Below are 22,078 nucleotides of genomic sequence, written 5' to 3' on the forward strand. Positions count from 1 at the left end.
TAGGTATGTGTTAAATCTATGTTAAGTGATTAGATGGAATTGCATTTTTGAAATTGTAACTTTACAAGTATTTCCACGTCTAATCAAATAAGAGGTGAAATAAATGAAGTTCAACATACTTATCTTAGCATTACTTTGTTCATTCAGCTTAGCCGCCTGTAAAAATAATGACCTTTCAACAAATAACTTTGATAAAATAGAAATTCATGAAATGATTAGCTTTTCTGAACAAAAGCCAAATACCCTTCAAGTAATTTCAAATCAAGATGACATTTTAACAATTACAGATGCAGTGAACCGTGCGAAAAAAATGGCCGGCATTGTAGACATAGCCGACCCACACTATCAGTTACAGTTAGGGAAATACAATTATTACTTATGGATAAACCCAAATAACACAGCGACCATTATGAATGTAAACGATACAAATACGATTTATAGAATTTACGGTGCTGAAAAGTTCATCAACATTATTCAGCAATAAGTTCACGTAAGTACTTGTCTATCTCCGCAAGCACTCCTCCAGCCGTTCCTTGTAAGATTAAATCAAAATTTCTGCTATTACCCGATACATCAAGATTTATATACACGAGCCTTCCTTGACACATCGCGGGTAATTGATTGACCGGATACACTTCTAAACTTGTTCCAATGACAATGACAACATCTGCATTTTGAATTGCATGGAGCGAACGGTTCCAAGCCTGCTGTGGCAATGCTTCACCAAAAAGCACGACGTTTGGACGAAGCTTGCCATTGCAGTACGTACACACGGCATTATCCATAAAATGACCAAGTGGAAGTGCTTTCCCACAAGTTTGGCAACGAATCGTAACAATATTGCCGTGCAGCTCAGCTACTGCCCCATTCCCTGCTTGCTGATGAAAACGATCCACATTTTGAGTCGCAATAAGTGTTAGGAGCCCCCGCGCTTCCCAATTTGCTAAAATTTCATGCCCTGAATGCGGTTCACAGTTCGTTAAGCTTAGTATTCGCATTTGATAAAATTCCCGAAACAGCTCGTAATTTTGCTGCAAGCTTTCTACAGATGCAACCGTTCGCGGATCGATATTTTTCCACCAACCTGTGCGCGAGCGGAAATCAGGAATGCCCGATTCAGTTGACATTCCCGCCCCAGTTAAAATGACCGTTGAATTGGACTGCAACATCCACTTTGCTAAAGTCGAAGTTGTCATATTAATCCCCCTTTTGAAAACGCGTTAAATCCTCAAGTTAAATCGTGACGGTTTGCTATTATCGTAAGCTTATCAAATCGAGAATGCTGATTCCAGTAACTACTTCATCAAAATATTTAGGTAGATCCTTAATACATCCTAAATCTTTATGTGCCAACTAACGAATATTTAAAGTTTCCATCTTTTCCCCGTTAATATACACAAAAGGTCTTCGTGTATTTACGATAAAATGAGATGCTTCTAATTAATAGAAACATCTCATCCATCCCCACTAGTTTTATTAATACTATGAATTGCTTTTTATTTATCTCCCTTGTGCTGTCGTTTATAAACAATCTTAGATAAACTGATACTACTCTCATATAAGAGTAATAAAGGTATGATCACAAGGATATCTGATAGAAAATCTGGCGGCGTAATCAAAATTGAAACGATGACTAAAATAAAGTAGGCATATTTCCTGATTTTTTGCAGACGGTATGGATTTATAATTCCTAAACTTGTTAAAAACATAATGACAACAGGCAGCTCAAATAGAAATCCAAAAGGTAATGTAATATGAAGCAAAAATCGGAAATATTTCTCTGTTGTAAAGAACGTAGTAAACATGTCGTTTGATAGTGACATTAAAAAATTTAGTACAAGAGGCAATAAAATAAAGTAACCAAAACTAATTCCTAATATGAATAGAATAAATAGTGCTGGAATATAAGCGATTGTAATTCTGCGTTCTTTTTGTGTTAAAGCTGGACGTACATACAGCCAAACTTGGTGCGCGGCAACTGGTATAGTAGCTGTAATAGCAACAACGCTGGCAATCATTAAATAAACGAGTATGATATCACTTGGTCCTAACAGAGCCAGCTTAAATGGCAATTCTTGAACGATTATATGATAAATATCTTGGACATAAATTAATGTTAGAACTAAAGTCAGCAGAAAGATGACTAAAGTGATGATAATGCGTTTACGTAATTCCTCAAGGTGCTGAACTAAGCGCATGTTTTCATCTCCCAATCTAATCCCTCCATGAAAAAGAAGATGTAAGCCAGAACCTACATCTACTATTAATTAATTTGATTAGTTATTCTTTCTTTTTAGTTGTTTCTGACTCTATGTCGTCTGTTACAAGATCTCTGGTAGACTTTTTAAACTCTCTTAATGTTGAGCCGAATGCTCTCCCGATTTCCGGTAACTTAGAAGGACCGAAAATAATAAGGGCGATGATTAAAATTAGTATTAATCCCGGTACACCAATATTTTGAAGCATAATTTTCCCCTCCTAATATTCAAATCTTGTAATTCCCTTATAAATGATTATTATCACTTTTAGAATAGTCTCAGCTGAATATTTCGGACAATATTCCGGATCGCTGCACAGCACGTTCAGGTCCAATGATTAAATGAGTTCCTTAAAATTTAACAAAGAATGCAGTAAAGTACATGATTAACAGACCAATTGTGAATCCAGAAAGATTTAGCCATGAAACAGATGGTTCTTTATGTGTTCGATGATCTTCAATGAGCATTCTTGTAATAACATAGATTACTTGTAAAATAGCACCTGCACCAATTCCTAAGAATAAGGCACCCCAGATTGGTGAAAATATGAAACCACCGAACCAAGTACCAAAAATGGCAGGTGCGCCAGCGAGTGTTCCTAGAATTAAGAAGTCCTTTATACTTGGCTTTGTTTTTAAAAGTGGTGCAGCTATTCCAATACCTTCTGTAATATTGTGCAGGGTAAAGCCAACGATTAAAAATGTTCCTAATGCAGCTTCTCCGAGTGCAAAGGAAGATCCAATCGCTAATCCTTCTCCAAAGTTATGAAGTCCGATTCCTGAAGCCATTAGAAGTGCTAATTTAATAGGTGAATAGCCTTTTGCTTCCTGTCTTTTGTGCTGATACTGGTCAAATCCGATTAATAGTAAAAAGGTTAGTGCCGCTCCGATTATAACTACCATATTTCCTTGGAAGACGGCAGGAGCTTCAGCGCCCATCTCAAACCCATCAGCAAGTGTTCCAACAAATAGAAATAATAAGAGTCCAACAGTGAGTGCAAGAATAGAATTAATCCATTTTCGCTTAAAACGCTTCATAAATGGATACCACAATAATCCTAGAGTGATTGGGACAATTCCGACATAAAAACCGATAAAGCCATAGTTTAAAAAGTTGCTCCAACTAGCTTCAGGAGTCCGAGTTGCAGCAGCAATATCTCCTTCTGTTACAATGCCATTTTCTGTGATAATTTTAATCGCATGAGGATCTCCCGCAACCCATGGATAAGAAATCGTTACTTTTCCATCTTCAAATCGTTTTAGCATAGGGTTAGGTGAAACGCTGAAATTCCAAACAGAATCATCTACAATTACTTGTGAAATCGTAAGTGTTTCTGGACCAGTGTTACTTACTGAAAGTTCAAAACCTCCATTTACTACTTTAATCCTTTCAATATTTAATACTTCGATTGGTGCAGCGGGATCTTTTTCTATTCCTGAGCCATTTATCAATACCCAAGCTAATACTCCAATAAGCATTACTAAAGGGATTAAACCTGAAATCAGCCATTTTATTTTCATTTTACCAACCCTCCTTTACTCTGCTTCAAAAAATCCCATCCATCCCAATTCAGCAAATTCACTGACATGGGCATGGAACATGTATTTTCCCTTATAGGGGAATCTCACTTCAATAATGCCACGCTCCCCCTGACACTGCATGATCGTATCTGTGAATTGTGAAGGATTATCATTTCTTCCTGTCGGATAATACGTAAAATAATTAGCGTGAAGATGGAAAGAGTTAATTAAGTCAAATTCTGTTAAGTTACTGAGATAAATACGGACTAGCTGGTCTTTTTTCACTTTAATCGGATGATTCATGAATGCAAATGCAAACCCATTAACCGTGTAAAAATCATTTTCACCATCTAAATCCAAATCATACCCATTCATCACCATATTTAACTCTAACGCCGGTTCCCTTGGTGTTTTCGGATCAATAATAAAGTTTCCATATAAACCCTTATGAATATGGCGCGCAAGTGGTATTACATGACAATGATATACCTGTATTCCGTATGGCTTAGCTTCAAACTCATAAGTGAATTTTTGCCCAGGGGAAATTGGTTCAAGTCCATCCATTTCTGGTGGATGAATACCATGAAAATGAATAGAGTGGGGATGACTTCCTTGATTTATAAAATGGAAACGAAGCAAGTCCCCTTCCGTACAACGAAATGTAGGTCCTGGAATCGTTCCGTTATAAGTCCACCCTGGAAATTTAATTCCTTTTGCAATTTCAATTTCTTTGTCTATGGCAACAACTTCATATTCACGAAGCGTTTGACCATTTGGTAATTTACTTACTGTTCCATAATTGAATGTAGTAAGTAACTGTTCAGCCATTTTATAGCCTGCGGTTTTTGTAGTATCTCCTTTCATTTGACTATGATCCATATTACTGTGATTTTGGCTATGTGTTTGAGCTTTAACCGCAGGATTAAAAGGTGCTAAATTATTTAAAAAATAACTACCCGCCAATCCTAAAGCACCAGCAGATCCCAACTTTAATATGTCACGCCTAGAAATTTTATTCTGTTCATCCATGTTTAACCCCCTAAAAAGTTTCCTTTACGCAACAATATGTTATATAACTAAACTTTATTCCTTAGGCAAACTCTTGTCCTTGTTTATTTTTAAAATCAAGGCTGTAAAAGAAAACTTAAAATTTAAAGGGCCTGTGCAAATTTTTACGGAAGTAACTTTGGCTCCCCCTTACGGAAACGCGTTAAACCCTCGAGCTAATACGCGAGGGTTTACCATTTTCATAAGCTGTCTTGAAACGTATCGAAAAACATCTTTTGAATGGGTTCCTTGCAGCAATCCAGAAGCTCTTAATTTTGCGACGGCGAATCGATTTGGACGAGCCGCTTTATGACTTCTATAATTTCCTTCTCATAACGCCTCCGTTTTCTCCCTCATGCGATTGATTTTTACTGAAAAATAACTAAAAAAAATACCTAAGCTTTTACACTTAGGCATCCATTGTTTCTTTATTTTTCCCACCTGAAATCGATAAATAAGCGACAAAAATGAGCATGAGCATAATGCCAACAAGCTGCCATTTTAACAAGACCGCACCTAACCAAATTACAGAGATGATCATAGCTGCAAGGGGTTCAAAACTTGATAATATACTCGTTTCCACAGCTGTTATGTATTTTAAGCTCATTAAAAATAGTACATACGCCACTGCCCCAAATATGCTAATGCCCAATATTAACAGGATAATAAGCGGATTGGCTAAAAGCGACCATTCATCACTAGACCAAACTGTTCCCATGATAGCAAACACCGTGCCACTAATAATCATTCCCCAGCCGATGATGGTGATGACACCGATTTCAGTCATTAATCTTGCTGGGTAAAGCGTATAGAAGGCATATGTTAGCCCTAAAAATACGCCCCAAATCAGTGCTTCATAGCTGACAAATAGTGCAGTAAAGAACAGTTCGTTAACAGTAGATACAACCCAAAAAGTGTACTTATTATCCCAATAAATTGACTTTTGGGTGGCAGCTTTTTATGAATCATCGCCATTTCAAACGTTCCACAAATACCCTTCTTCCTCAAACCTATTATGAAGAGTTTAGCACGCTTTACAGGATAAGGGATAGACAATGATTTTACATAGGCATATTAGCTATTTGTTACGGGAAAGCCTTTATTTATCAATTTTTATCCATCCACCTTCTGTAATGGTAATTCTTTTTGTCGAAAATTTTGGCGGTTCATAGGAATAAATAATTTTATGCTCATCCTCTTTTTCCACATAGACATTCAAATAATGTAATTCGTTAATTAATGTGCGAATGCTGGTTGACTCTGATGTGTTGAACTTATCATTTAATAAAAGTAGCATTTCATTTTTAATATTTAAGACATCTCGTTCCGTTGCTTTTCGAACACGATTTTTTGACATGTTTAATAGCTCATCGATCATTAACACATTTACATCCATTTTCAACGTCTTCCCTTCATGATTGAACATCACTCATTTTTTATAGTTTAGACAAATACGCGCATGGATTATACTTTCTTTGAAGTTAATAATTGTTTAATCCCACTTGATGTACGAATACAAAAATCCACCAGTTCAAATAAATTGAGAGTGGTGGATTTGTTCACATGATTTAAGATGATTTTCGTTTTTGCTGGCGCTCTCCACGGAAAATATATCGATTGAACAGCCATTCGATTCCGAAAAAGATCATTGCCCCACACGCGCCTAGCAAAGCGAATCGCAGCGCATCCGACCCTTGAAAATAGTAGTTCGAATACGGAATGATGAGAATCGTGCCGGTTACAACATAGCAAATGAAACGAATGCGCGTAGAACGAATGTATTTCCAATAAATAAACGAAGAAAGGACGCCTACAATTAAAAACATCGGTGCACTTAAAATGATAAACGTCATCCATAATGTTCCAAATGTTAAATCGAATTCCTGTGAAGCGCCAATGCTCATAACTGTTAAAATGAAACTACATACAACAATTGAAATTAGTGCGATTGAAAATTTACGACTCAGTACTTGCACAACAATTCCTCCATCTAATCAGCGATCGTTACTAAGAAGGTTTGAATTTGGTCGATGGCGTTTTGGATTTGGTTTGGAAACACGTCATTATGTGTGAAAAAACTATGCACAACGCCTTCCATTGTCAAAATTTCCGTTTTCGTCCCTGCTACACGTAATTTTTCTCCGTATTGCACGGCTTCATCACGCAAAACATCATTTTCTGCCACAATAATGAGCGCAGGCGGTAACGATGAAAAATCCTGCAATTGTAAAGGAGCGACGAGCGGATTTTTTGCATCAATTTGTGCGTTGATATAGTAATTGCCAAACCATTGCATCACATCTTTATCGAGACCAAAACCTTTCTCAAATAGTGTATAGGAGTTGCTGTCATAGCTCAAGTCCGTTACAGGATAAAGTAAAATTTGTGCGGTAATTGGCAAATTTCCCTGCTCTTTTGCAAGTTGGCATACCGCAATTGCGAGGTTTCCACCTGCACTATCACCAGCAACTGAAATTTGGCTGCCAATACCATTGAATTGTTCAGCATGTGCTTTCGTCCAAAGTACGCTATCCCATGCATCGTTTACAGGCACCGGAAATTTATACTCTGGTGCTAACCGGTACGCAACAGACACGACAATTTGGTTTGTCACATGCGCTAAATGTGAGCAGCTTTCATGGCAGGTATTTAAATCATTCAAAACCCAACCGCCACCATGAAAATAAACAATCACCGGAAATGGACCATCTCCCATAGGTGTATAAATGCGTATGGCAATTTGTTCTCCATCACGAACGAAGATAAAACGATCTTCTATTTTTGCTAACGGAGCCAAGTGAAATTGTTTTTTTGGCATAGCCGCTCGCATCCTTCTCGCCGTATCGTAATCCATTGATGCCAATGATGGCAGTTTATTCACATTCGCTAAATAACGTTTAGTATTTTCAAGTAAATTTGCCATAGCTTTTCACATTCCTTTACTATTTAACTTGCTTCAGCAGAATTCCTCCACTTTTACAAGTCGGGATTTTTACCAGGTATGACCTTAATTCAGCGGGTGTTCAAACTCAATCTGAATAGGGGGAACTCTGGCTAAGAACGCCTCTTCCTGCGACAACGCCTGAGTGACCAACATCGTATTGGCCCAAAGCCCCCGGCGGATGCTATAGATTTTTATTAGAGTTTTTCGAGCGCCGAAAAAAATCTAGAATCAATTACGTCTAGGTTCTGAATACCGAATACAATTAATTCTTATAAGTTTACTATGTTATAACTATAAAGAACTCTTTCTAAAATTGCAAATCACATCTTCACATAAAAAAACCTAGAAATCGGATAAACTCCGATATTTCTAGGCATTTAACATTACATTTTTTTTAGTTTTTCATATTCCAGTTGTAGCTGCTCAATTCGTTTTCGTCCTTCATCACGACTACGCATCGTTTCGGCTTGAATTTGCTTCGTTTCTTCAATTCCCGCCATAATTGAGCGCCAAGTTGTTTCAATTGTCTCCACTTTAATACTTGGACTCCCCGCTTGACGTGCAATGTTCACAGAATTTTGGCGAACATTTTCAGCATTGCGAACAAGCATTTCATTTGTACGTTTATCAAGCTCCGCCATGGACTCCGAAACTAATTTTTGACGCTGCATCGTCACGGCATGAATAAGCCCTTGCTTAAAAATAGGAATTGTCGTAACGAACGCGGAGTTAATTTTTCCAATAAGGTGATTATTCCCTTGCTGCATAAGTCGAATTTGCGGGGCAGATTGGAACGAGACTTGCTGTGCCATTTCTAAATCATAGGCTCTTTGTTCTAGTAGTTCAATACCGCGCGTCACCGTTTCCAGCTCCATAATTGCCTCATGGTCACCCGCATCTGCTTGTGCAGAAAGTGCTGGCAATTTTTGACGCAAGTCGGTAACTTTTAGATCAATTGCTGCCACGTGCTCGCTTAATGTATGGAAATAGTTTAAGTTTTCATCATACATTTGCTCAAGCTGAATCGTGTTGCGCTTCATTTCTACTTCGTATTTTTGGATTTCCGTGTACACTGCATCGACTTCTTTATTCATCGTATCGTATTTTGAAAGGATGCGGTCCAGCTGCTCTTTACTTTTTGAAAACAGCCTCTTCAGAAAGCCTTTTTTCTCTTCTTCCTTGAAATCAACTGGGTCAAAGCGATCCATAATTTTATTTAAGTTATTTAATAGAGTTGTTGATTTTTCTAAATTGCTTTGCTTAATCGTTGCCAGCATACGGTCGGAAAACGTCGAAATGCCCTTAGCCGTTTCCTTCCCAAATTCTAATACAGCAATCTGATTTTTTACATCGATTTTTTGTGCCAATGTTTGAACGGTTGGCTGTTGTTTTAAGGCTTCTTGTCGTTGGCGAATTTGCGATAACTCCTGCTCATTCACTAAAACTTGTGGTGCGGGTGCTGGCGTTGTCACCTCGTGGATGGGCTGCTCATGTTGCTGCGTACGCTTGTCTAAATCATCAAATAATGGATTATCTGTCATCTATATCCCCCGTTCTAAATGTCTATTATATACTTACGTATTAACGTGCAAAAGGTTTCACGTTACTTACCTAAATTATAGCTCATTTACACTCGAAATACTTGATATTCATTTGGCAATTTATCTGGGTTGAATAACAATTTGAAATATTAAAAATTTAGTAGTATTATTATACTACCAAATCCAAAATTTTCTTATAAAATTATTCATAATGACCGAAATTTCAGTTAATTATGATAATTTGAAATTAACACTAGAAAAATTGGATTCATTTATACAACAGTTTTATAGGGAGGCGCATTTTTTTGAAATTATCCATTCGATGGCGAATTATTGGACTCGTTGTTGTCATCGTCATTGCGGGGCTTGGTTCATTAGCTACCATTAGCTCTGCCATTATTAAAAATAAAACAGTTGATACGGTTGTCGATCAAAGTGGTGCCCTTGTCACACAAGTATCCAATACAGTCACAACCTTTTTAAGTACGTATGAACAAGTGCTTTACAATATGTCCCTTTCCGAGGAAGTAAAGAAATTTGCTCAAGCAGATGATCGCACGTATAAAGGAGAGGCCGACTTACTCTACAGGAAGCAGCTCGAAAATTTTGCGACAAGCTTTCCTGCTACCTCTTCTATTTATTATGCGGACGAAGAGGCTATTACAGTTTATCCACATTTTGATGAAGTCAAAAACATTCGTGCACTGACACGTTCGTGGTATCAAAAAAGTATCCACAGTCCTAATATAGTGCAATGGTCTTCACCTTATATTGATAAGGCGACAGGAAACTATACGATTACCGCTTCCGTTGCAGTGAAAGATCGCAATAAAATTGTTGGGGTTTTAGGTGTAGATATCTTACTATCCGAAGTAACTGCGATGGTTTCAGAAATTGAATTAGGCTATGAAGGCATTCCAATCATCATTGATCCGAAAGGTGTCGCCATTGTTCATCCAACTGCAACAGGAGAAAACATTGAAGAACAAGAAGCCATTGCTAAAGTACTCGCATCTTCAGAAACAAATGATGTCGTACATGCCAAAATGGATGGGGAAAATAATACAGTTATCTTTTCGAAGATCCCTGAAATTGGTTGGACGGTTGCCGCAGTTTATAAAGAAGCCAATCTCCATGCAACCGCTACGGACATTCAGAAAATTATTTTCTTTATAACCGCTTGCATTTTAGTCGTAACCTTTATCGTGTTGTACTTCTTTATTTCACGGATGATCAAACCGCTTTATACGCTCGGAACATTAATGGGGCGTGTATCAAATGGGGATTTGACTGTACATATTCAGGTCAAAACACAGGATGAAATTGGTCGGCTTGCGCATCATTTTAATAATATGATCACAAATATGAAAGAAATTGTTAGTGTTGTGCAGGGCTCCTCCACGAATGTTGAAGAACGTTCGCATCACTTAAGTGCGATGGCGGAAGAAACAAACGCATCCAGCATGCTCGTTTCGCAAGCTGTTGGTGAAATCGCCGCAAGCGCTACGGAATCTTCCGTACATGCGGAGGCTGTCACATTACAAGCTACGCAATTAGGTGCCGAAATTGATAAAATGCATGAGCAAACAAAAGCCGTTCAGCAAACAACAACAGAAATGGTGCAATTAAATACAATGGGCCAGCACAAAATGAGTGACCTCTTACAAAGCTTTGAACATTCCAAACATGACTTACATGCCATGTCTAGAGTTGTGACGGCACTTGAAATGAAAATTACATCCATTGAATCCGTCATAGACAGCATTTCCGCTATTTCTGCCCAAACAAATTTGCTTGCGTTAAATGCCTCAATAGAAGCAGCACGCGCTGGTGATCATGGGAGAGGCTTTGCCGTTGTAGCGGATGAAGTAAGAAAACTAGCCGAACAATCCGCTGCCGCTACAGTGCAAGTGAAAGCAACAATCTCTGCGTTAGAAGGCGAATCGCATTCCGTTACGACACAAATGCATGAAATGGAACAAACCTTCGACAAGCAAGGCATCGTTGTAGAAGAAACAACGCAAACATTTAATCAGCTGTCCAACAAAATGACGACAATCGAACACTCATTTGAATTACTTGCTAGTGAAATTCGAGAGATGATGCATTACAAAGAAAACGTCATTTCCACAATCGAAGAAATGGCAACCAATTCACAAATCGTTGCCGCGACATGTGAAGAAGTGAGCGCTTCCTCCGATGAACAGCTACAAGCCATTCAATCTGTTGCTGAAGCCTCTGAGCAACTAAACAGTTTAAGCAATGATTTAGCCGTTGCTATTAGCCGCTTTAAACTGTAATCGAATATTATAAAACGCGTTCGACTGGTAGGAGCTGCCCTACCTATTCGAACGCGTTTTTTGTATGGAATATGAGGCGATCTGTTTCGATTCACGACAAAAAAAAGAATGCCCTTTTTATGCGCGAAAGGACATCTTTTCAAGTCTACTATTGGGGGAGAGACCTATAACTCATAAGCTTCTCATATGAGTATATTTATAGGATACCCGGAAATCTGAAATTGAAACTTCTATTTGTGACAAATTAACTTTTTGGTGAAAATTATTAATGGTGACCTATAATTTCAAGTTTGGGGAAGATTTCATTAAATAACCTTCCCCTACTAACAGCCTAATTATTTGCTGGGACATTTCTTTTGTGGGTTCAACTTGTTTATATGTACTTTTTGTCTGAAGGAGCCAGTTGAATGAAATCACCTGATTTGAATTAATTCGCCCTTCGTTAAAAAATAATAATCCAATGTTCACCTTATCCTCTAAATTTAATGAAATATTGAAACCACCCCCACAACAGATTCGACCATTTTTTGAAGCATTCTTTTGGGTTCGGACATATTTAAAAGAAAAGCGTGGCAAACAACAATATCATACTTACGCTCAATTTCTATCTCATTTATATCAGCTACAAAGAATTCAGCTTCATAATTCAGATTACGAAAAAGTTCTCTCCCCTTATTAATAAGCTTTTGCCCTTTGTTCTATTCCTGTGTATTTTGAACCGGTTGGTAGTAAAGCTAATAATTCAAGTCCTAAATAGCTTTGAATTTGAGCATTTTTCTAGATTTAAATAGTCACCCTTTTAGATGAAAAGTGATATATATATCTAAATTTTCTAAAATTTTAATATCAAATAAATTTTCTTGTCGTATAATTGAACTAAAGTATTCCCCTTCCTGTTTATGTCATCACGCACATTACATAATTTTAGGAAGCGCTCTGTCTTCTTGTCATTTTAAATTAAGAGTTTCATGGGCTCAGACAAATAAAAGGATGTGAATGACTAATTCTTCAGTATTCGGACAATCGAATTATCTCGCTTGTTTTCAAGGTACAGTGTAATTTCCTTATGAATACATCTACCAGCACTACTACATCGCTTGAAAAAATACAAGAATGATTTTGATAGGTATTGATTAATATACGAGGAGAATAACGATGAACTTTGAACAATTACAATATATTGTTGAAGTCGCAAAACACAACTCTATTTCTATTGCAGCGCAGAATCTTCATGTGACTCAATCTGGAGTTAGCCAGTCCATTTCAAGTTTAGAAAAGGAATTAGGGTTAAAGATTTTACATCGTTCACGAGGGCAAGGTGCTGTTCCGACGGAAGAAGGTAGAATCATCTTGAAACAAGCTTATGAGGTACTTAAAAGGTTTGAAGAAATTAGAGATACGGCGCACTCAATCAATTTTTCTAAAATAGGAACGCTAAAAGTAGCTTCAATACCGGGATTTACTAATGTTCTCATAAAAACTCTAGGTGCATTTAAACTTGATTACCCGCAAGTTAATATTGAAATAAACGAAAAAAGCGTTACCGCTGTGATTGAAGATGTTCGCCAGCATAAGACCGATTTTGGATTAATTGCATATTCTCCTGATTGGAACATCAACATGGAAGGAATCGTTTTTGAATCTCTCCTGGAAGGCAAGCAGAAAGTCTATGTTTGTAAGCATTCACCGTTAGCATTTAAGAAAACTATCACACCACAAGAGATTCTTGATCAAACTCTCGTTACCTATTACGGTGAATTTATGCAACATTTTGTACATGACTTTTTCACGAAATATGCACCATTGAAAATTTTATTTACTGCAAATAATATTGACGGCATACTTCAAGCTATCAACGAAAATTTAGCGATTACAATGGCACCTGATTTCATAATGAAAAATTATCCCTCAGTCTTGAATGGCGATATCATTCCGATTGAATTGATTAATCACGGAGCTGTAAATATTTCATTTGGGCTAGTAATATCTGAAGACAAACATTTGTCGAATCTCCCTAACAAGTATATTCAATATATGAAATCCGAGATCATGAAATTTTAAGACACAAAAAAAGAAGCTGCTTCGACTTTCGTAGAAGCTATGTTCTTTTCATTTTTGAATCGATTAGGTCGAACAAATTAAAAGCTACATGTGTCGGCCATAAAAAAGAGAAGTATTTCGCCACACACGAGCGATGTACTTCTCTTTTATACAAATTGAATTAATAGAATCGAGTCACATCAATAGGTGTAATGCCTTCAGCAGCACAATGATCATGGTATTTTTGCAAGAATGATTGCCAATTATCTCTAGCAATAATATCTCCATTCTCATTCAAATAGTCTAATGTTGCCTCAGTAATATTTAACGTAATAACTTCCTCATCTCCTACTGATTCAGGAGTATGTGTGGATGCGGCAGGTTCATAAACAACATCACCAGCTTTAGAAACCCAAGAGTCCTCTATATATCTCCATGAGCCTTGAACCGTATACACAATAACTGTGCCAGAATGGAAATGAGTAGGAAGCTTTGTACCCGCTGGAACTTTTAACAGTGTGATTGATTGTCCTGTTACTGGGTTAGCCTTTAATAATTTAAAATGAGCCACTCCAAAATACGGAATCCATGGTAAATCATCTGGACAAATATTACTTGCATTATACACTTCTACCACTTTTGCATTATTCATTGAAATCCCCTCTTCCAAAGTAATTTTTTAAATTCGCATATTGATGATTTTCATTCTAGTTAGCTTATTAGCCTTTACGAACTTCGTGTTTTCAGTATATTCAGAATAATAAACGTAATCAAATTAAAATTTTTAATATGCAATTCAATTTCATTAATATGTATAGGCCGCTCATTCTCCGCCTTCGATTTACCTATTTAACGCTAAATGGGGATTTCAAAATATTAAAGCAGTACTCAAAAACAAGTCAGCAATTCATAATATTTTAGAATGAGTTGTATAGGAATATTATAAAATTTAGTAATTTACCAAAATAAAACAACTTTTTCCACACCTCAATCGTCTCATAAGTGAGTGACAATTAATGGGGGCTCAAAATGAAAAAGAAACATCCGTTTGAAGCTATTGAAGAAATTTATTTAGCTTACTATCCATATTTAAAAAATTATTTGCTCAAACTCACCATAAATGAAGATATAGCCAACGATATTATTCAAGAGCTTTTTTCCAAAATACTAAAAGATCCTTCAAGAATTTCGCAAGTTCAGCATATGAAAAGCTGGTTAACAAAGGCCAGCAAAAATACATTGCTCGATTATTATAAAAAAAAGAAACCCGAACTGTTCCAGGATGAAAATCTAATTGAGGACTTATTGGTAAATTATCAAACACCTGAATCTAAGGCTGTAATAAATGCTCAAATCGAAGCGGCTTTAAAGGATTTGTCAAAAAGAGATAGATCCATTTTATTGGCAAAATTTTATTATGGATACAACTATGAAGAAATTAGTGAACTTTTAAACATCTCGATTACAACAATAAAGTCTACGGTTTTTAGGATTAGAAAACAGATGGCTAAAAGAGGGTGAGAATATGAAGGAATTCGAAAAAATCCATATTCTTTCACAGGAGCTAATTCCTGTGTTTGATGAATTAGAAGACGCATCGAAGAACATTATTTTGGAGCATATTGAAATTTGTAAGAACTGCCATTCTCTTTATGTAAATCAATTAAATGATGAAGATTATTCTATTCCTGTGCAAGACAAAGAGCAAATTGAAATGAAGCCTTTAAAAAAATTAGTGCAATTTAACCGGAGTCTTAAAGGAATGCTTTTTGTTATTCGAGGTGCATTATTGTTTTTCATTTTAGGTATTAGTTTTATTTTTTATAATTGGGAATTATCTAGTGATGCAGCGGTGGAATTTATAAAGAATACCCTCTTCCTTTTCTATTTCCCGAGTACTATTTTTTTGAATTTATTTACGTTGGTTTTTTTTAATCAGAAATGGGTTTGGCTAGCTATTTTATTCGACTTAATCATTATTTTATTTTTAGATACTTTCATATCTATATTGATCTAAATAAACGGAGGTGACGAAATTGGCTACAATTATTATTTTTGGCTTTTTTATTGGTATCTTAATTTTTCTTTTTTCATTTGCTATTTCAAAAATTAATGGCCATTACTATTTAGCCCCTCTTGTAACTTTTGCTATTGCTATATTTGTTGTTTTTTATAGCATTTTTAAAGTGGGTGGCTTTGAAGGAATGGGTTATGGCATTATAGGTGTAAGTATTTTTGTGGTAGCAGTTATAGGCACTTTAATACTTCCATTAATAGTTAAGCAAATTGATAAAAACGGGTTAAACAAGTTCGACAAATCGATTTTAATTATCTCACCATTCCTATTATTTGCTTCTATAATATGGGTAATTAACTACGATGATGGATACTGGGTAATCAGTGAAGGTTTTATTGAGGAGAACAAGTATACAGCAGCGGGTTACTATACAACCACCACAATATCCGAGGGGATGAAAAAAGTTAAAATACAATTAGGTGAAGCGTACGAAGGAAAGCAAATACTTGTAGAAAAGGTTAAAACCATTGGTAACACAGAAGTGATTATTAAAATTATTGATGGTGGGAAACCACAAAAAATGCCTTTTATTGAAATAGGATTACAAACGATTGTTGAACCATTTGTTGTTAAAACGACAGACGGCGAAATCATTGAGTCGGTCATTAATGTACCGACGAAATGACTTTTCCTACGTGTATCCATTTAGAATTTCATGCCAGGTACAGTTACCATTGATTTCATAAAAACACTTTTCCTCTTACTTTGCAATATTAGGAGAATTCATCTTTGATTTTGTACCTGGCATGTCATTAATCATATTTCAAAACTAAAACATTCTATTTAAATTCGCCATTTCAATAGCCGAAATTGCACTGTCATATCCTTTATTCCCTGCTTTAGTTCCAGCGCGTTCAATCGCTTGCTCGATATTTTCAGTTGTTACGATACCGAAAATAACTGGAACGCCTGATTCTAGGGATACATTGGCAATGCCTTTTGCTGCTTCGTTGCAAACGTAGTCATAATGTGTTGTGGATCCACGGATGACTGTACCTAGTCCAATGACCGCATCATAGTTCCCGGTAGCGACCATTTTTTTTGCGAGAAAGGGCACTTCAAATGCACCGGGTACCCATGCAATATCAATATTTTCTTCTGAAACACCATGGCGCTTTAAACCATCCATTGCACCGCTCAATAATTTAGCATTAATAAATTCATTGAATCGCCCGACAATAATACCTATTTTTAAGTCTGTACCTACTAATTGTGCTTCAAATGTTTTTCCCATGTTCATATCCCCTATGCTAATTGTAATTTTCTCTTTTCGTGCAATAGGTGTTCAAACACCCATTGTAAGAAGAGAAGTCCCTGGCAGATGTCACAGATTTTGAAAAGTATTAATTATATTGATGGCTGCCAGATACAGGCCTCCATTTAAATTCAAAATTTGGACGCAATTACGCCACAGCGTAATTGATTTATATGCAATGCTAATGCATCAATTGTTATAAATTTTAACTGAAAGGTTTTGGCTATTTCCCATAAATCCGGTACGCGTGCCATTGTGCCGTCTTCATTCATAATTTCACAAATAACCCCTACTTGTGCGGAACCGCAAAGCTTTGCCAAATCGACCGCAGCTTCCGTATGTCCTCTACGCTCTAATACTCCACCGTCTTTTGCAAGCAGTGGAAATACATGTCCTGGTCTTCTAAAATCTTGCGGTTGAACGGTTTCATCCAATAGTGCCAACATCGTATCTGAACGCTCAAAAGCACTAATGCCTGTTGTTGTTGTTTTAAAATCAATGCTCACAGTAAATGCGGTTTGATGGACATCCGTATTTGTTTGAACCATTGACTGAAGCTGTAATTTATCCGCAATTCTTTGTGAAATCGGTGTACAAATTAAGCCGCGCCCATACGTTGCCATAAAGTTAATATTTTTTGGTGTAGCGTGTTCCCCAAGTATTAGGAAGTCTCCTTCATTTTCACGATTTTCATCGTCAACTACAATAATGACTTCCCCTGCTTTTAACGATTCTATCGCTTCCTCAATTGTATGAAACATCTCGGTGCACTCCTTTAAAATCCATGTTGTTGTAAAAAATCCATTGAAAGATTTTTTGTTTGACTATTCGTCAAATGTTGCAAAATATATTTGCCAATAAGATCGGTTTCAACATTGACGAGATTCCCTACTTTTTTCATACCGAGTACCGTCTCTTTATACGTATGTGGAATTAATGAAACGGTTATTAAGGACGTTGTAACATTAAAAACAGTTAAACTTGTGCCATCTAGTGTAATGGAACCTTTTACTAAGCAATTTTTTAACAGTTCTTTCGGTACTTCCAAATCCATATACACAGCATTTGCAACTTGGCGTATTTGAACAATTTTGGCCACTCCATCAATATGTCCTGAAACGAAATGTCCGCCAAAGCGACCATTTGCTGCCATGGAACGCTCCAAATTTACTGTTGAGCCGACCTGCAATTGTTGAATGCTCGATGCTTTCACCGTTTCCGGCATAACATCTACCGTAAAAGCATTACTTGTAAAGCTTGTCACAGTTAAACAAACGCCATTTACTGAAATACTGTCCCCTAGCCTTACATCTTCTAAAATTTTTTTAGCATGAATGGATAACTCCATTGCTTGAGGAGTTGATTTCATCTGGTGAATCTTTCCTAACTCCTCGATAATCCCTGTAAACATCTTTCTCACCTCATCCTATCAATTTCGCCTTGGCGTAATTGCATCTAGCTTTATTTTCATAAAGAAAATAAAATAGAAAAAACCCCGATATTAGCTCGGAGTTTTGATGAGAGTTGTAAAAATGGCATAGTCAAATAAGCTTTTTTCCATTTATTTTTGAAAAAAGTCGACCATTTTTATTTCCTTCTCCCATCCAGACTATACTGTCGGCTTTGGATTCACACCAAATCCTGCCTAAAAAAGGCTCGCGGGCTTAGAATTTCTTCATCACCGCCGATTGGGATTTTCACCCGACCCCGAAGGAAAACATATAAAATTTTACAAAGTTTCTTCAAAAAACAAAAAAACCACATAGAAGATGCTCTACGGGGTGATTAGAAAATTCTTTTTTAGGCGTATTTAAATAAACCTTAGTGTAAACGCTAAACTACACAAAGGGTTCATTTTAAACCTAACCAATCCTTCTCTCATCCAGACTATACTGTCGGCTTTGGATTCACACCAAATCCTGCCTAAAAAGGCTCGCGGGCTTAGAATTTCTTCATCACCGCCGATTGGGACTTTCACCCGACCCCGAAGGATTATTCAACTATGACGCCCATTATAGCAGACTATTTTTATAAAGGCAAAATAAATTGAGAACACCAAACTAAAAACTTATTTTTATTTGCATTGCTATGTTCCTCAAGTGTTTTAGCCAACCTAACCTATAAGAACCATCATTAATACCACTAAATCTGCGCAATACGTCTTTTTAATGAGAGTTATTTGTAGATTTTTGTTATTTGATAATTAGCAAACAATCCTTATTTGCTGCGAAGATATATAAAAGTAAAATGAAACCTTCAGCTTACAATCATCGTATAATGAAGGACACACGAACATAGAAAGTCGGTGAAGAGATGGACAAATTATTAGGCTGTTTTGGGATTATCATTGTGGTGAGCTTAGTTATTAGTATTATTTTGAACTTTTGGACATATATAGCAGGCTTTTTCGGGATTTTTATTGTGATTGGATTCCTCTTTTTATGGAATCAAAAACGCAAGGAACAGCAGGCGCTGGAAACAAAGCAGCAACAACAGATTGATGCGCAAAATACGATTGAGTATAAAATGGAACGCCTGCTAACACTGACAAAAGATGCAGATCCAAAAGGGATGAAACGCCAACAATATTTGCACAAGGAGCAGTACACTTTACGGGATTATTGGTATAAATATTTGGATTTACGGGCGAAATTATTACTGAACAATACGCCCACTCACAGAGAAGAGGCAGTTCTCCACTTAATGTGTGATGAGCTGCTTGCAAGAATGGACAACCTTGAAATAGAAGTTCAGGATTCGGTGAAAAAGGAGTTTATCGAAGAGCATTTAACCCCACTTCTGCAAGACATTGTGAATATTATGGATGGGATTAATCCGACACAAACAATTAATATTGATGCCTATCAGCTTTTAAAAACCGCAATAGAATAACGTGCTCCGACTTTTTTAAAGAAATAAACGGTTCACTACTCATATAAGGCAGCATTTCCTTGCACGATTTAAAGGACATGCTGCTTTTTTTGTTTATAAAAATGATGAAATAGAAATTCCCCCTCTTGATTTCCTATAATAATTAAAAATAGCTAATCATACAATGGATTAAACATGAATTAAAGATAAAAAAGGTGGTTGATCTATGCAAACTGCACTTATATATATCGTATTATTACGTATCCTTTCGGGTAGCGTTGATATTGTAGCTGCATATATTATGTTCAAATTAAATAATTTGGAAAAAGCATTTGTAGTGAATACCTCCCTTGCGCTCATTGGACCACTTATTTTTATCCTCACAACTGGCATAGGATTAGCTGGTCTTAGTGATAAAGTATCACTTCCGAAAATGATTTGTCTATTTAGTGGGGTGCTCTTAATCTTTATTAGTTTACGAATGAAATGATTGGACAAACGTCTGCCCATCCCGAGGAAGCTAATTTTTTATAAGTGCATGATTCCGAATTCCCTCGAATACATTATGCAATGATAACTAGTATTGGAGGAGGGATAGTAATTCCTACATTTGTTACGCAATCACTGGAGGAAATACGATTTTGGTCTCGAATAATGAAGGAACATGCTTTCTTTTTAAGTCTTGGGTTCACCGCTGATCAAACCGAACTTATAAATGAAGCCAAATATTTTATCCCCGTATTTGAACAAATTCAAGAGCAGGCAAATCAATATAACGAACAAACAGATCCTCAAGTAATTAAACAGTTTAACATTCAGGTGTTCCAAGCTACCACGTATATTTGGGCTTATAAACGTAAAGTACTCGGTTTAATTTTAAGCTGTAAAATAGTAAGTAACAATATGCCTTTATTAGTGGATCATACAAGCCGAGAAGCCTATTATTTTGCGAAACGATTAAAAGAACTAAATGAAGGCAAATTAATTCCGTTACCTGAAGCCATTATTAAAGAGAATGTGTTTTTCCTAAAAATTATGGCCGATCATTCAAAATTCATCGGTCACTTAATGGATCCATCAGAACGAAAATTAGTCGATCAGGCACGTGAATTTAGCAATGATTTCGACCAACTACTATTCCAAGCGCAAGATTTAGATCATATGCGCCCTCAATCCGAAACACCATCACTTTTAGATCAATTTCTTGATCAAAATCGCGTATCTGTTGTGGCATTACGAGACTTCAAGAAAACGGCGAGAGATTTAATTGAAGCTTGCCGTATAAAAAGTAATATTCCTGCACTGCTCGCAGACCATGTTTACCGCGAAGCCGATCATTTCCTTCACATTATCGATGCATTCGAAGACCACCTTACTTCCCAAAAATCGTAAAACGTCAGAGTCCAATAGAACAAAACATTTGATTAACTTTCACATTAACACCTAATAAAAAGGCATCCGTGCTATGATGGAATGCCTTTTTATGTTTGTCCTTTCAATATGACAATGGTCAATTAACCTAACTCACGTTGATTTAATTCACAACAATCGAAAAAGCACTGTAAACTAATAAGCCCGCCATTACGATATTAAACGGCTGTCGATATTGCACCAACAGGTTCTGGAAAACTGAACCAAAAAGACTCCAGCTGAATGTACTCATGACACCGACTATCCCTAAAAATAAGGAAAACAACAGGTAGCTAAAATAGGAATCATAATAAGGGAGAATAAATGTTGCAACGACAGTAATCCCAAACAAAATTCCTTTTGGATTGACAAATTGGAGCAAAATCGCGATGAAGAAAAAATTTTTATGCTCCCTACTTGCATTGTCATTCCCCTCTTTACTCATCAAAATTTTATACGCCAAATACAGCATGTAGCCGACACCCAAAAGCGTCAATGGGAATTCTATTTTTGGCATCACACTTGTCAGCACGATATTAAAAACACTACATAATAATGTAATCGCAAAAAAGCCGACACCGACACCTAAACAAAATGTCACGGTTTTCTTTAAGCCATACTTATTCGCAAATGCCATCGCCATAATATTATTTGGACCTGGCGTAAAACTAGAAATGAAGACAAATAACAGAAATGAAAATATAGGCATAGTCGGACCTCCTTTTTCTTTCTTCAGCAGAATACTCCCACTTTTATTGGTGTTGAGATGAATACAGTTTTTTTCCTGTTCAGTTGGTGTTCAAATGCCCGCTGAA

Annotated in this window: 23 protein-coding genes, 2 pseudogenes and 2 riboswitches; of the genes and pseudogenes, 9 read left to right on the forward strand and 16 right to left on the reverse strand. The window is 36.6% G+C overall.

Annotation, left to right across the window (positions count from 1 at the left end):
* The first annotated feature begins 103 nt into the window (after window positions 1-103).
* Window positions 104-484: a YhfM domain-containing protein gene (locus tag CSE16_RS11590; RefSeq protein ID WP_099424049.1), complete on the forward strand. Its 381-nt coding sequence runs from the start codon at window positions 104-106 to the stop codon at window positions 482-484.
* On the opposite strand, the gene CSE16_RS11595 is transcribed toward CSE16_RS11590, so the two are convergent.
* The 10 genes from CSE16_RS11595 to CSE16_RS11640 all read right to left on the reverse strand — a co-directional run bounded on the left by CSE16_RS11595 (window position 471) and on the right by CSE16_RS11640 (window position 9,310).
* Window positions 471-1,196, reverse strand: coding sequence for an NAD-dependent deacylase (locus CSE16_RS11595; protein ID WP_099424050.1), 726 nt, complete (start codon window positions 1,194-1,196; stop codon window positions 471-473). The genes CSE16_RS11590 and CSE16_RS11595 overlap by 14 nt on opposite strands.
* A 300-nt stretch (window positions 1,197-1,496) precedes the next feature.
* Entirely contained in the window at window positions 1,497-2,198 is a 702-nt protein-coding gene (gene tatC, locus CSE16_RS11600; protein WP_371514652.1) for a twin-arginine translocase subunit TatC, read from the reverse strand.
* Window positions 2,199-2,280: 82 nt separating this feature from the next.
* On the reverse strand, window positions 2,281-2,466 hold the full coding sequence (gene tatA, locus CSE16_RS11605) for a twin-arginine translocase TatA/TatE family subunit (RefSeq protein WP_099424052.1): 186 nt from the start codon (window positions 2,464-2,466) through the stop codon (window positions 2,281-2,283).
* A 142-nt stretch (window positions 2,467-2,608) separates the two neighbouring features.
* Window positions 2,609-3,778, reverse strand: a complete 1,170-nt coding sequence (locus tag CSE16_RS11610; RefSeq protein WP_099424053.1) for a ZIP family metal transporter — start codon at window positions 3,776-3,778, stop codon at window positions 2,609-2,611.
* 15 nt (window positions 3,779-3,793) lie between these two features.
* Window positions 3,794-4,807, reverse strand: a complete 1,014-nt coding sequence (locus tag CSE16_RS11615; protein ID WP_099424054.1) for a multicopper oxidase domain-containing protein — start codon at window positions 4,805-4,807, stop codon at window positions 3,794-3,796.
* A 427-nt stretch (window positions 4,808-5,234) separates the two neighbouring features.
* On the reverse strand, window positions 5,235-5,762 hold the full coding sequence (locus tag CSE16_RS11620) for an EamA family transporter (RefSeq protein WP_371514653.1): 528 nt from the start codon (window positions 5,760-5,762) through the stop codon (window positions 5,235-5,237).
* A gap of 162 nt (window positions 5,763-5,924) precedes the next feature.
* Window positions 5,925-6,221 carry a hypothetical protein gene (locus CSE16_RS11625; protein WP_099424055.1) on the reverse strand — a complete coding sequence of 99 codons (297 nt, stop codon included), beginning with the start codon at window positions 6,219-6,221 and terminating at the stop codon, window positions 5,925-5,927.
* A gap of 172 nt (window positions 6,222-6,393) precedes the next feature.
* Window positions 6,394-6,801, reverse strand: coding sequence for a hypothetical protein (locus CSE16_RS11630; RefSeq protein WP_099424056.1), 408 nt, complete (start codon window positions 6,799-6,801; stop codon window positions 6,394-6,396).
* A gap of 14 nt (window positions 6,802-6,815) precedes the next feature.
* The gene (locus tag CSE16_RS11635) at window positions 6,816-7,748 is read right to left on the reverse strand and encodes an alpha/beta hydrolase (RefSeq protein ID WP_253896072.1); all 933 of its coding nucleotides are present in this window, start codon (window positions 7,746-7,748) and stop codon (window positions 6,816-6,818) included.
* 404 nt (window positions 7,749-8,152) lie between these two features.
* The gene (locus CSE16_RS11640) at window positions 8,153-9,310 is read right to left on the reverse strand and encodes a toxic anion resistance protein (RefSeq protein WP_099424057.1); all 1,158 of its coding nucleotides are present in this window, start codon (window positions 9,308-9,310) and stop codon (window positions 8,153-8,155) included.
* 305 nt (window positions 9,311-9,615) lie between these two features.
* Between CSE16_RS11640 and CSE16_RS11645 the strand changes: the two genes are divergently transcribed.
* Window positions 9,616-11,610 carry a methyl-accepting chemotaxis protein gene (locus tag CSE16_RS11645; RefSeq protein ID WP_099424058.1) on the forward strand — a complete coding sequence of 665 codons (1,995 nt, stop codon included), beginning with the start codon at window positions 9,616-9,618 and terminating at the stop codon, window positions 11,608-11,610.
* A 509-nt stretch (window positions 11,611-12,119) separates the two neighbouring features.
* Here CSE16_RS11645 and CSE16_RS11655 read toward each other — a convergent pair.
* A pseudogene (locus tag CSE16_RS11655) lies at window positions 12,120-12,366 on the reverse strand (methyltransferase domain-containing protein); the annotation flags it as partial.
* Between the two features lie 399 nt (window positions 12,367-12,765).
* Here CSE16_RS11655 and CSE16_RS11660 point away from each other — a divergent pair.
* Entirely contained in the window at window positions 12,766-13,671 is a 906-nt protein-coding gene (locus CSE16_RS11660; RefSeq protein WP_099424060.1) for a LysR family transcriptional regulator, read from the forward strand.
* A gap of 160 nt (window positions 13,672-13,831) precedes the next feature.
* Here CSE16_RS11660 and CSE16_RS11665 read toward each other — a convergent pair whose 3' ends face one another.
* Window positions 13,832-14,302: a 2,4'-dihydroxyacetophenone dioxygenase family protein gene (locus tag CSE16_RS11665; RefSeq protein ID WP_099424061.1), complete on the reverse strand. Its 471-nt coding sequence runs from the start codon at window positions 14,300-14,302 to the stop codon at window positions 13,832-13,834.
* Window positions 14,303-14,679: 377 nt separating this feature from the next.
* On the opposite strand from CSE16_RS11665, the gene CSE16_RS11670 reads away from it, so the two are divergent.
* Genes CSE16_RS11670 through CSE16_RS11680 form a run of 3 tightly spaced genes read left to right on the forward strand, consistent with a single transcriptional unit; the run spans window position 14,680 to window position 16,352 of the window.
* Window positions 14,680-15,171 (forward strand): RNA polymerase sigma factor, encoded by a 492-nt coding sequence (locus CSE16_RS11670; protein ID WP_099424062.1) that lies wholly within the window; start codon window positions 14,680-14,682, stop codon window positions 15,169-15,171.
* A 4-nt stretch (window positions 15,172-15,175) separates the two neighbouring features.
* Window positions 15,176-15,667 (forward strand): hypothetical protein, encoded by a 492-nt coding sequence (locus tag CSE16_RS11675; RefSeq protein ID WP_099424063.1) that lies wholly within the window; start codon window positions 15,176-15,178, stop codon window positions 15,665-15,667.
* A 19-nt stretch (window positions 15,668-15,686) separates the two neighbouring features.
* Entirely contained in the window at window positions 15,687-16,352 is a 666-nt protein-coding gene (locus CSE16_RS11680; RefSeq protein WP_157764802.1) for a YesK family protein, read from the forward strand.
* 144 nt (window positions 16,353-16,496) lie between these two features.
* On the opposite strand, the gene ribE (CSE16_RS11685) is transcribed toward CSE16_RS11680, so the two are convergent.
* The 3 genes and pseudogenes from ribE (CSE16_RS11685) to ribE (CSE16_RS11695) all read right to left on the reverse strand — a co-directional run bounded on the left by ribE (CSE16_RS11685) (window position 16,497) and on the right by ribE (CSE16_RS11695) (window position 18,393).
* The gene (ribE, locus tag CSE16_RS11685; protein ID WP_099424065.1) at window positions 16,497-16,961 is read right to left on the reverse strand and encodes a 6,7-dimethyl-8-ribityllumazine synthase; all 465 of its coding nucleotides are present in this window, start codon (window positions 16,959-16,961) and stop codon (window positions 16,497-16,499) included.
* A gap of 203 nt (window positions 16,962-17,164) precedes the next feature.
* A pseudogene (gene ribB, locus CSE16_RS11690) lies at window positions 17,165-17,743 on the reverse strand (3,4-dihydroxy-2-butanone-4-phosphate synthase); the annotation flags it as partial.
* Between the two features lie 14 nt (window positions 17,744-17,757).
* Window positions 17,758-18,393: a riboflavin synthase gene (ribE, locus tag CSE16_RS11695; protein ID WP_099424067.1), complete on the reverse strand. Its 636-nt coding sequence runs from the start codon at window positions 18,391-18,393 to the stop codon at window positions 17,758-17,760.
* 177 nt (window positions 18,394-18,570) lie between these two features.
* Window positions 18,571-18,701, reverse strand: a riboswitch (FMN riboswitch).
* Between the two features lie 147 nt (window positions 18,702-18,848).
* A riboswitch (FMN riboswitch) is annotated at window positions 18,849-18,978 on the reverse strand.
* 317 nt (window positions 18,979-19,295) lie between these two features.
* Between ribE (CSE16_RS11695) and CSE16_RS11700 the strand changes: the two genes are divergently transcribed.
* From CSE16_RS11700 to CSE16_RS11710, 3 genes are all read left to right on the forward strand, one after another.
* Window positions 19,296-19,874 carry an ABC transporter substrate-binding protein gene (locus CSE16_RS11700; RefSeq protein WP_099424068.1) on the forward strand — a complete coding sequence of 193 codons (579 nt, stop codon included), beginning with the start codon at window positions 19,296-19,298 and terminating at the stop codon, window positions 19,872-19,874.
* A gap of 205 nt (window positions 19,875-20,079) precedes the next feature.
* Window positions 20,080-20,343: a YqhV family protein gene (locus CSE16_RS11705; protein WP_099424069.1), complete on the forward strand. Its 264-nt coding sequence runs from the start codon at window positions 20,080-20,082 to the stop codon at window positions 20,341-20,343.
* An 80-nt stretch (window positions 20,344-20,423) separates the two neighbouring features.
* On the forward strand, window positions 20,424-21,245 hold the full coding sequence (locus CSE16_RS11710) for a DUF2935 domain-containing protein (RefSeq protein WP_172954435.1): 822 nt from the start codon (window positions 20,424-20,426) through the stop codon (window positions 21,243-21,245).
* Between the two features lie 142 nt (window positions 21,246-21,387).
* Here CSE16_RS11710 and CSE16_RS11715 read toward each other — a convergent pair whose 3' ends face one another.
* Complete coding sequence (locus CSE16_RS11715; protein ID WP_099424070.1) at window positions 21,388-21,972, reverse strand: LysE family transporter; 585 nt, start codon at window positions 21,970-21,972, stop codon at window positions 21,388-21,390.
* Between the last annotated feature and the right edge of the window lie 106 nt (window positions 21,973-22,078).

It is taken from the genome of Solibacillus sp. R5-41, from assembly GCF_002736105.1.
GTDB lineage: Bacteria > Bacillota > Bacilli > Bacillales_A > Planococcaceae > Solibacillus.

Coding starts and splice junctions, on each gene's coding strand:
- CSE16_RS11590 (WP_099424049.1), top strand. CDS start 104: ATGAAGTTCAACATACTTATCTTAGCATTACTTTGTTCATTCAGCTTA.
- CSE16_RS11595 (WP_099424050.1), bottom strand. CDS start 1,196: ATGACAACTTCGACTTTAGCAAAGTGGATGTTGCAGTCCAATTCAACG.
- tatC (WP_371514652.1), bottom strand. CDS start 2,198: ATGCGCTTAGTTCAGCACCTTGAGGAATTACGTAAACGCATTATCATC.
- tatA (WP_099424052.1), bottom strand. CDS start 2,466: ATGCTTCAAAATATTGGTGTACCGGGATTAATACTAATTTTAATCATC.
- CSE16_RS11610 (WP_099424053.1), bottom strand. CDS start 3,778: ATGAAAATAAAATGGCTGATTTCAGGTTTAATCCCTTTAGTAATGCTT.
- CSE16_RS11615 (WP_099424054.1), bottom strand. CDS start 4,807: ATGGATGAACAGAATAAAATTTCTAGGCGTGACATATTAAAGTTGGGA.
- CSE16_RS11625 (WP_099424055.1), bottom strand. CDS start 6,221: ATGGATGTAAATGTGTTAATGATCGATGAGCTATTAAACATGTCAAAA.
- CSE16_RS11635 (WP_253896072.1), bottom strand. CDS start 7,748: ATGGCAAATTTACTTGAAAATACTAAACGTTATTTAGCGAATGTGAAT.
- CSE16_RS11640 (WP_099424057.1), bottom strand. CDS start 9,310: ATGACAGATAATCCATTATTTGATGATTTAGACAAGCGTACGCAGCAA.
- CSE16_RS11660 (WP_099424060.1), top strand. CDS start 12,766: ATGAACTTTGAACAATTACAATATATTGTTGAAGTCGCAAAACACAAC.
- CSE16_RS11665 (WP_099424061.1), bottom strand. CDS start 14,302: ATGAATAATGCAAAAGTGGTAGAAGTGTATAATGCAAGTAATATTTGT.
- CSE16_RS11670 (WP_099424062.1), top strand. CDS start 14,680: ATGAAAAAGAAACATCCGTTTGAAGCTATTGAAGAAATTTATTTAGCT.
- CSE16_RS11675 (WP_099424063.1), top strand. CDS start 15,176: ATGAAGGAATTCGAAAAAATCCATATTCTTTCACAGGAGCTAATTCCT.
- ribE (WP_099424065.1), bottom strand. CDS start 16,961: ATGGGAAAAACATTTGAAGCACAATTAGTAGGTACAGACTTAAAAATA.
- ribE (WP_099424067.1), bottom strand. CDS start 18,393: ATGTTTACAGGGATTATCGAGGAGTTAGGAAAGATTCACCAGATGAAA.
- CSE16_RS11700 (WP_099424068.1), top strand. CDS start 19,296: ATGGACAAATTATTAGGCTGTTTTGGGATTATCATTGTGGTGAGCTTA.
- CSE16_RS11705 (WP_099424069.1), top strand. CDS start 20,080: ATGCAAACTGCACTTATATATATCGTATTATTACGTATCCTTTCGGGT.
- CSE16_RS11710 (WP_172954435.1), top strand. CDS start 20,424: ATGATAACTAGTATTGGAGGAGGGATAGTAATTCCTACATTTGTTACG.
- CSE16_RS11715 (WP_099424070.1), bottom strand. CDS start 21,972: ATGCCTATATTTTCATTTCTGTTATTTGTCTTCATTTCTAGTTTTACG.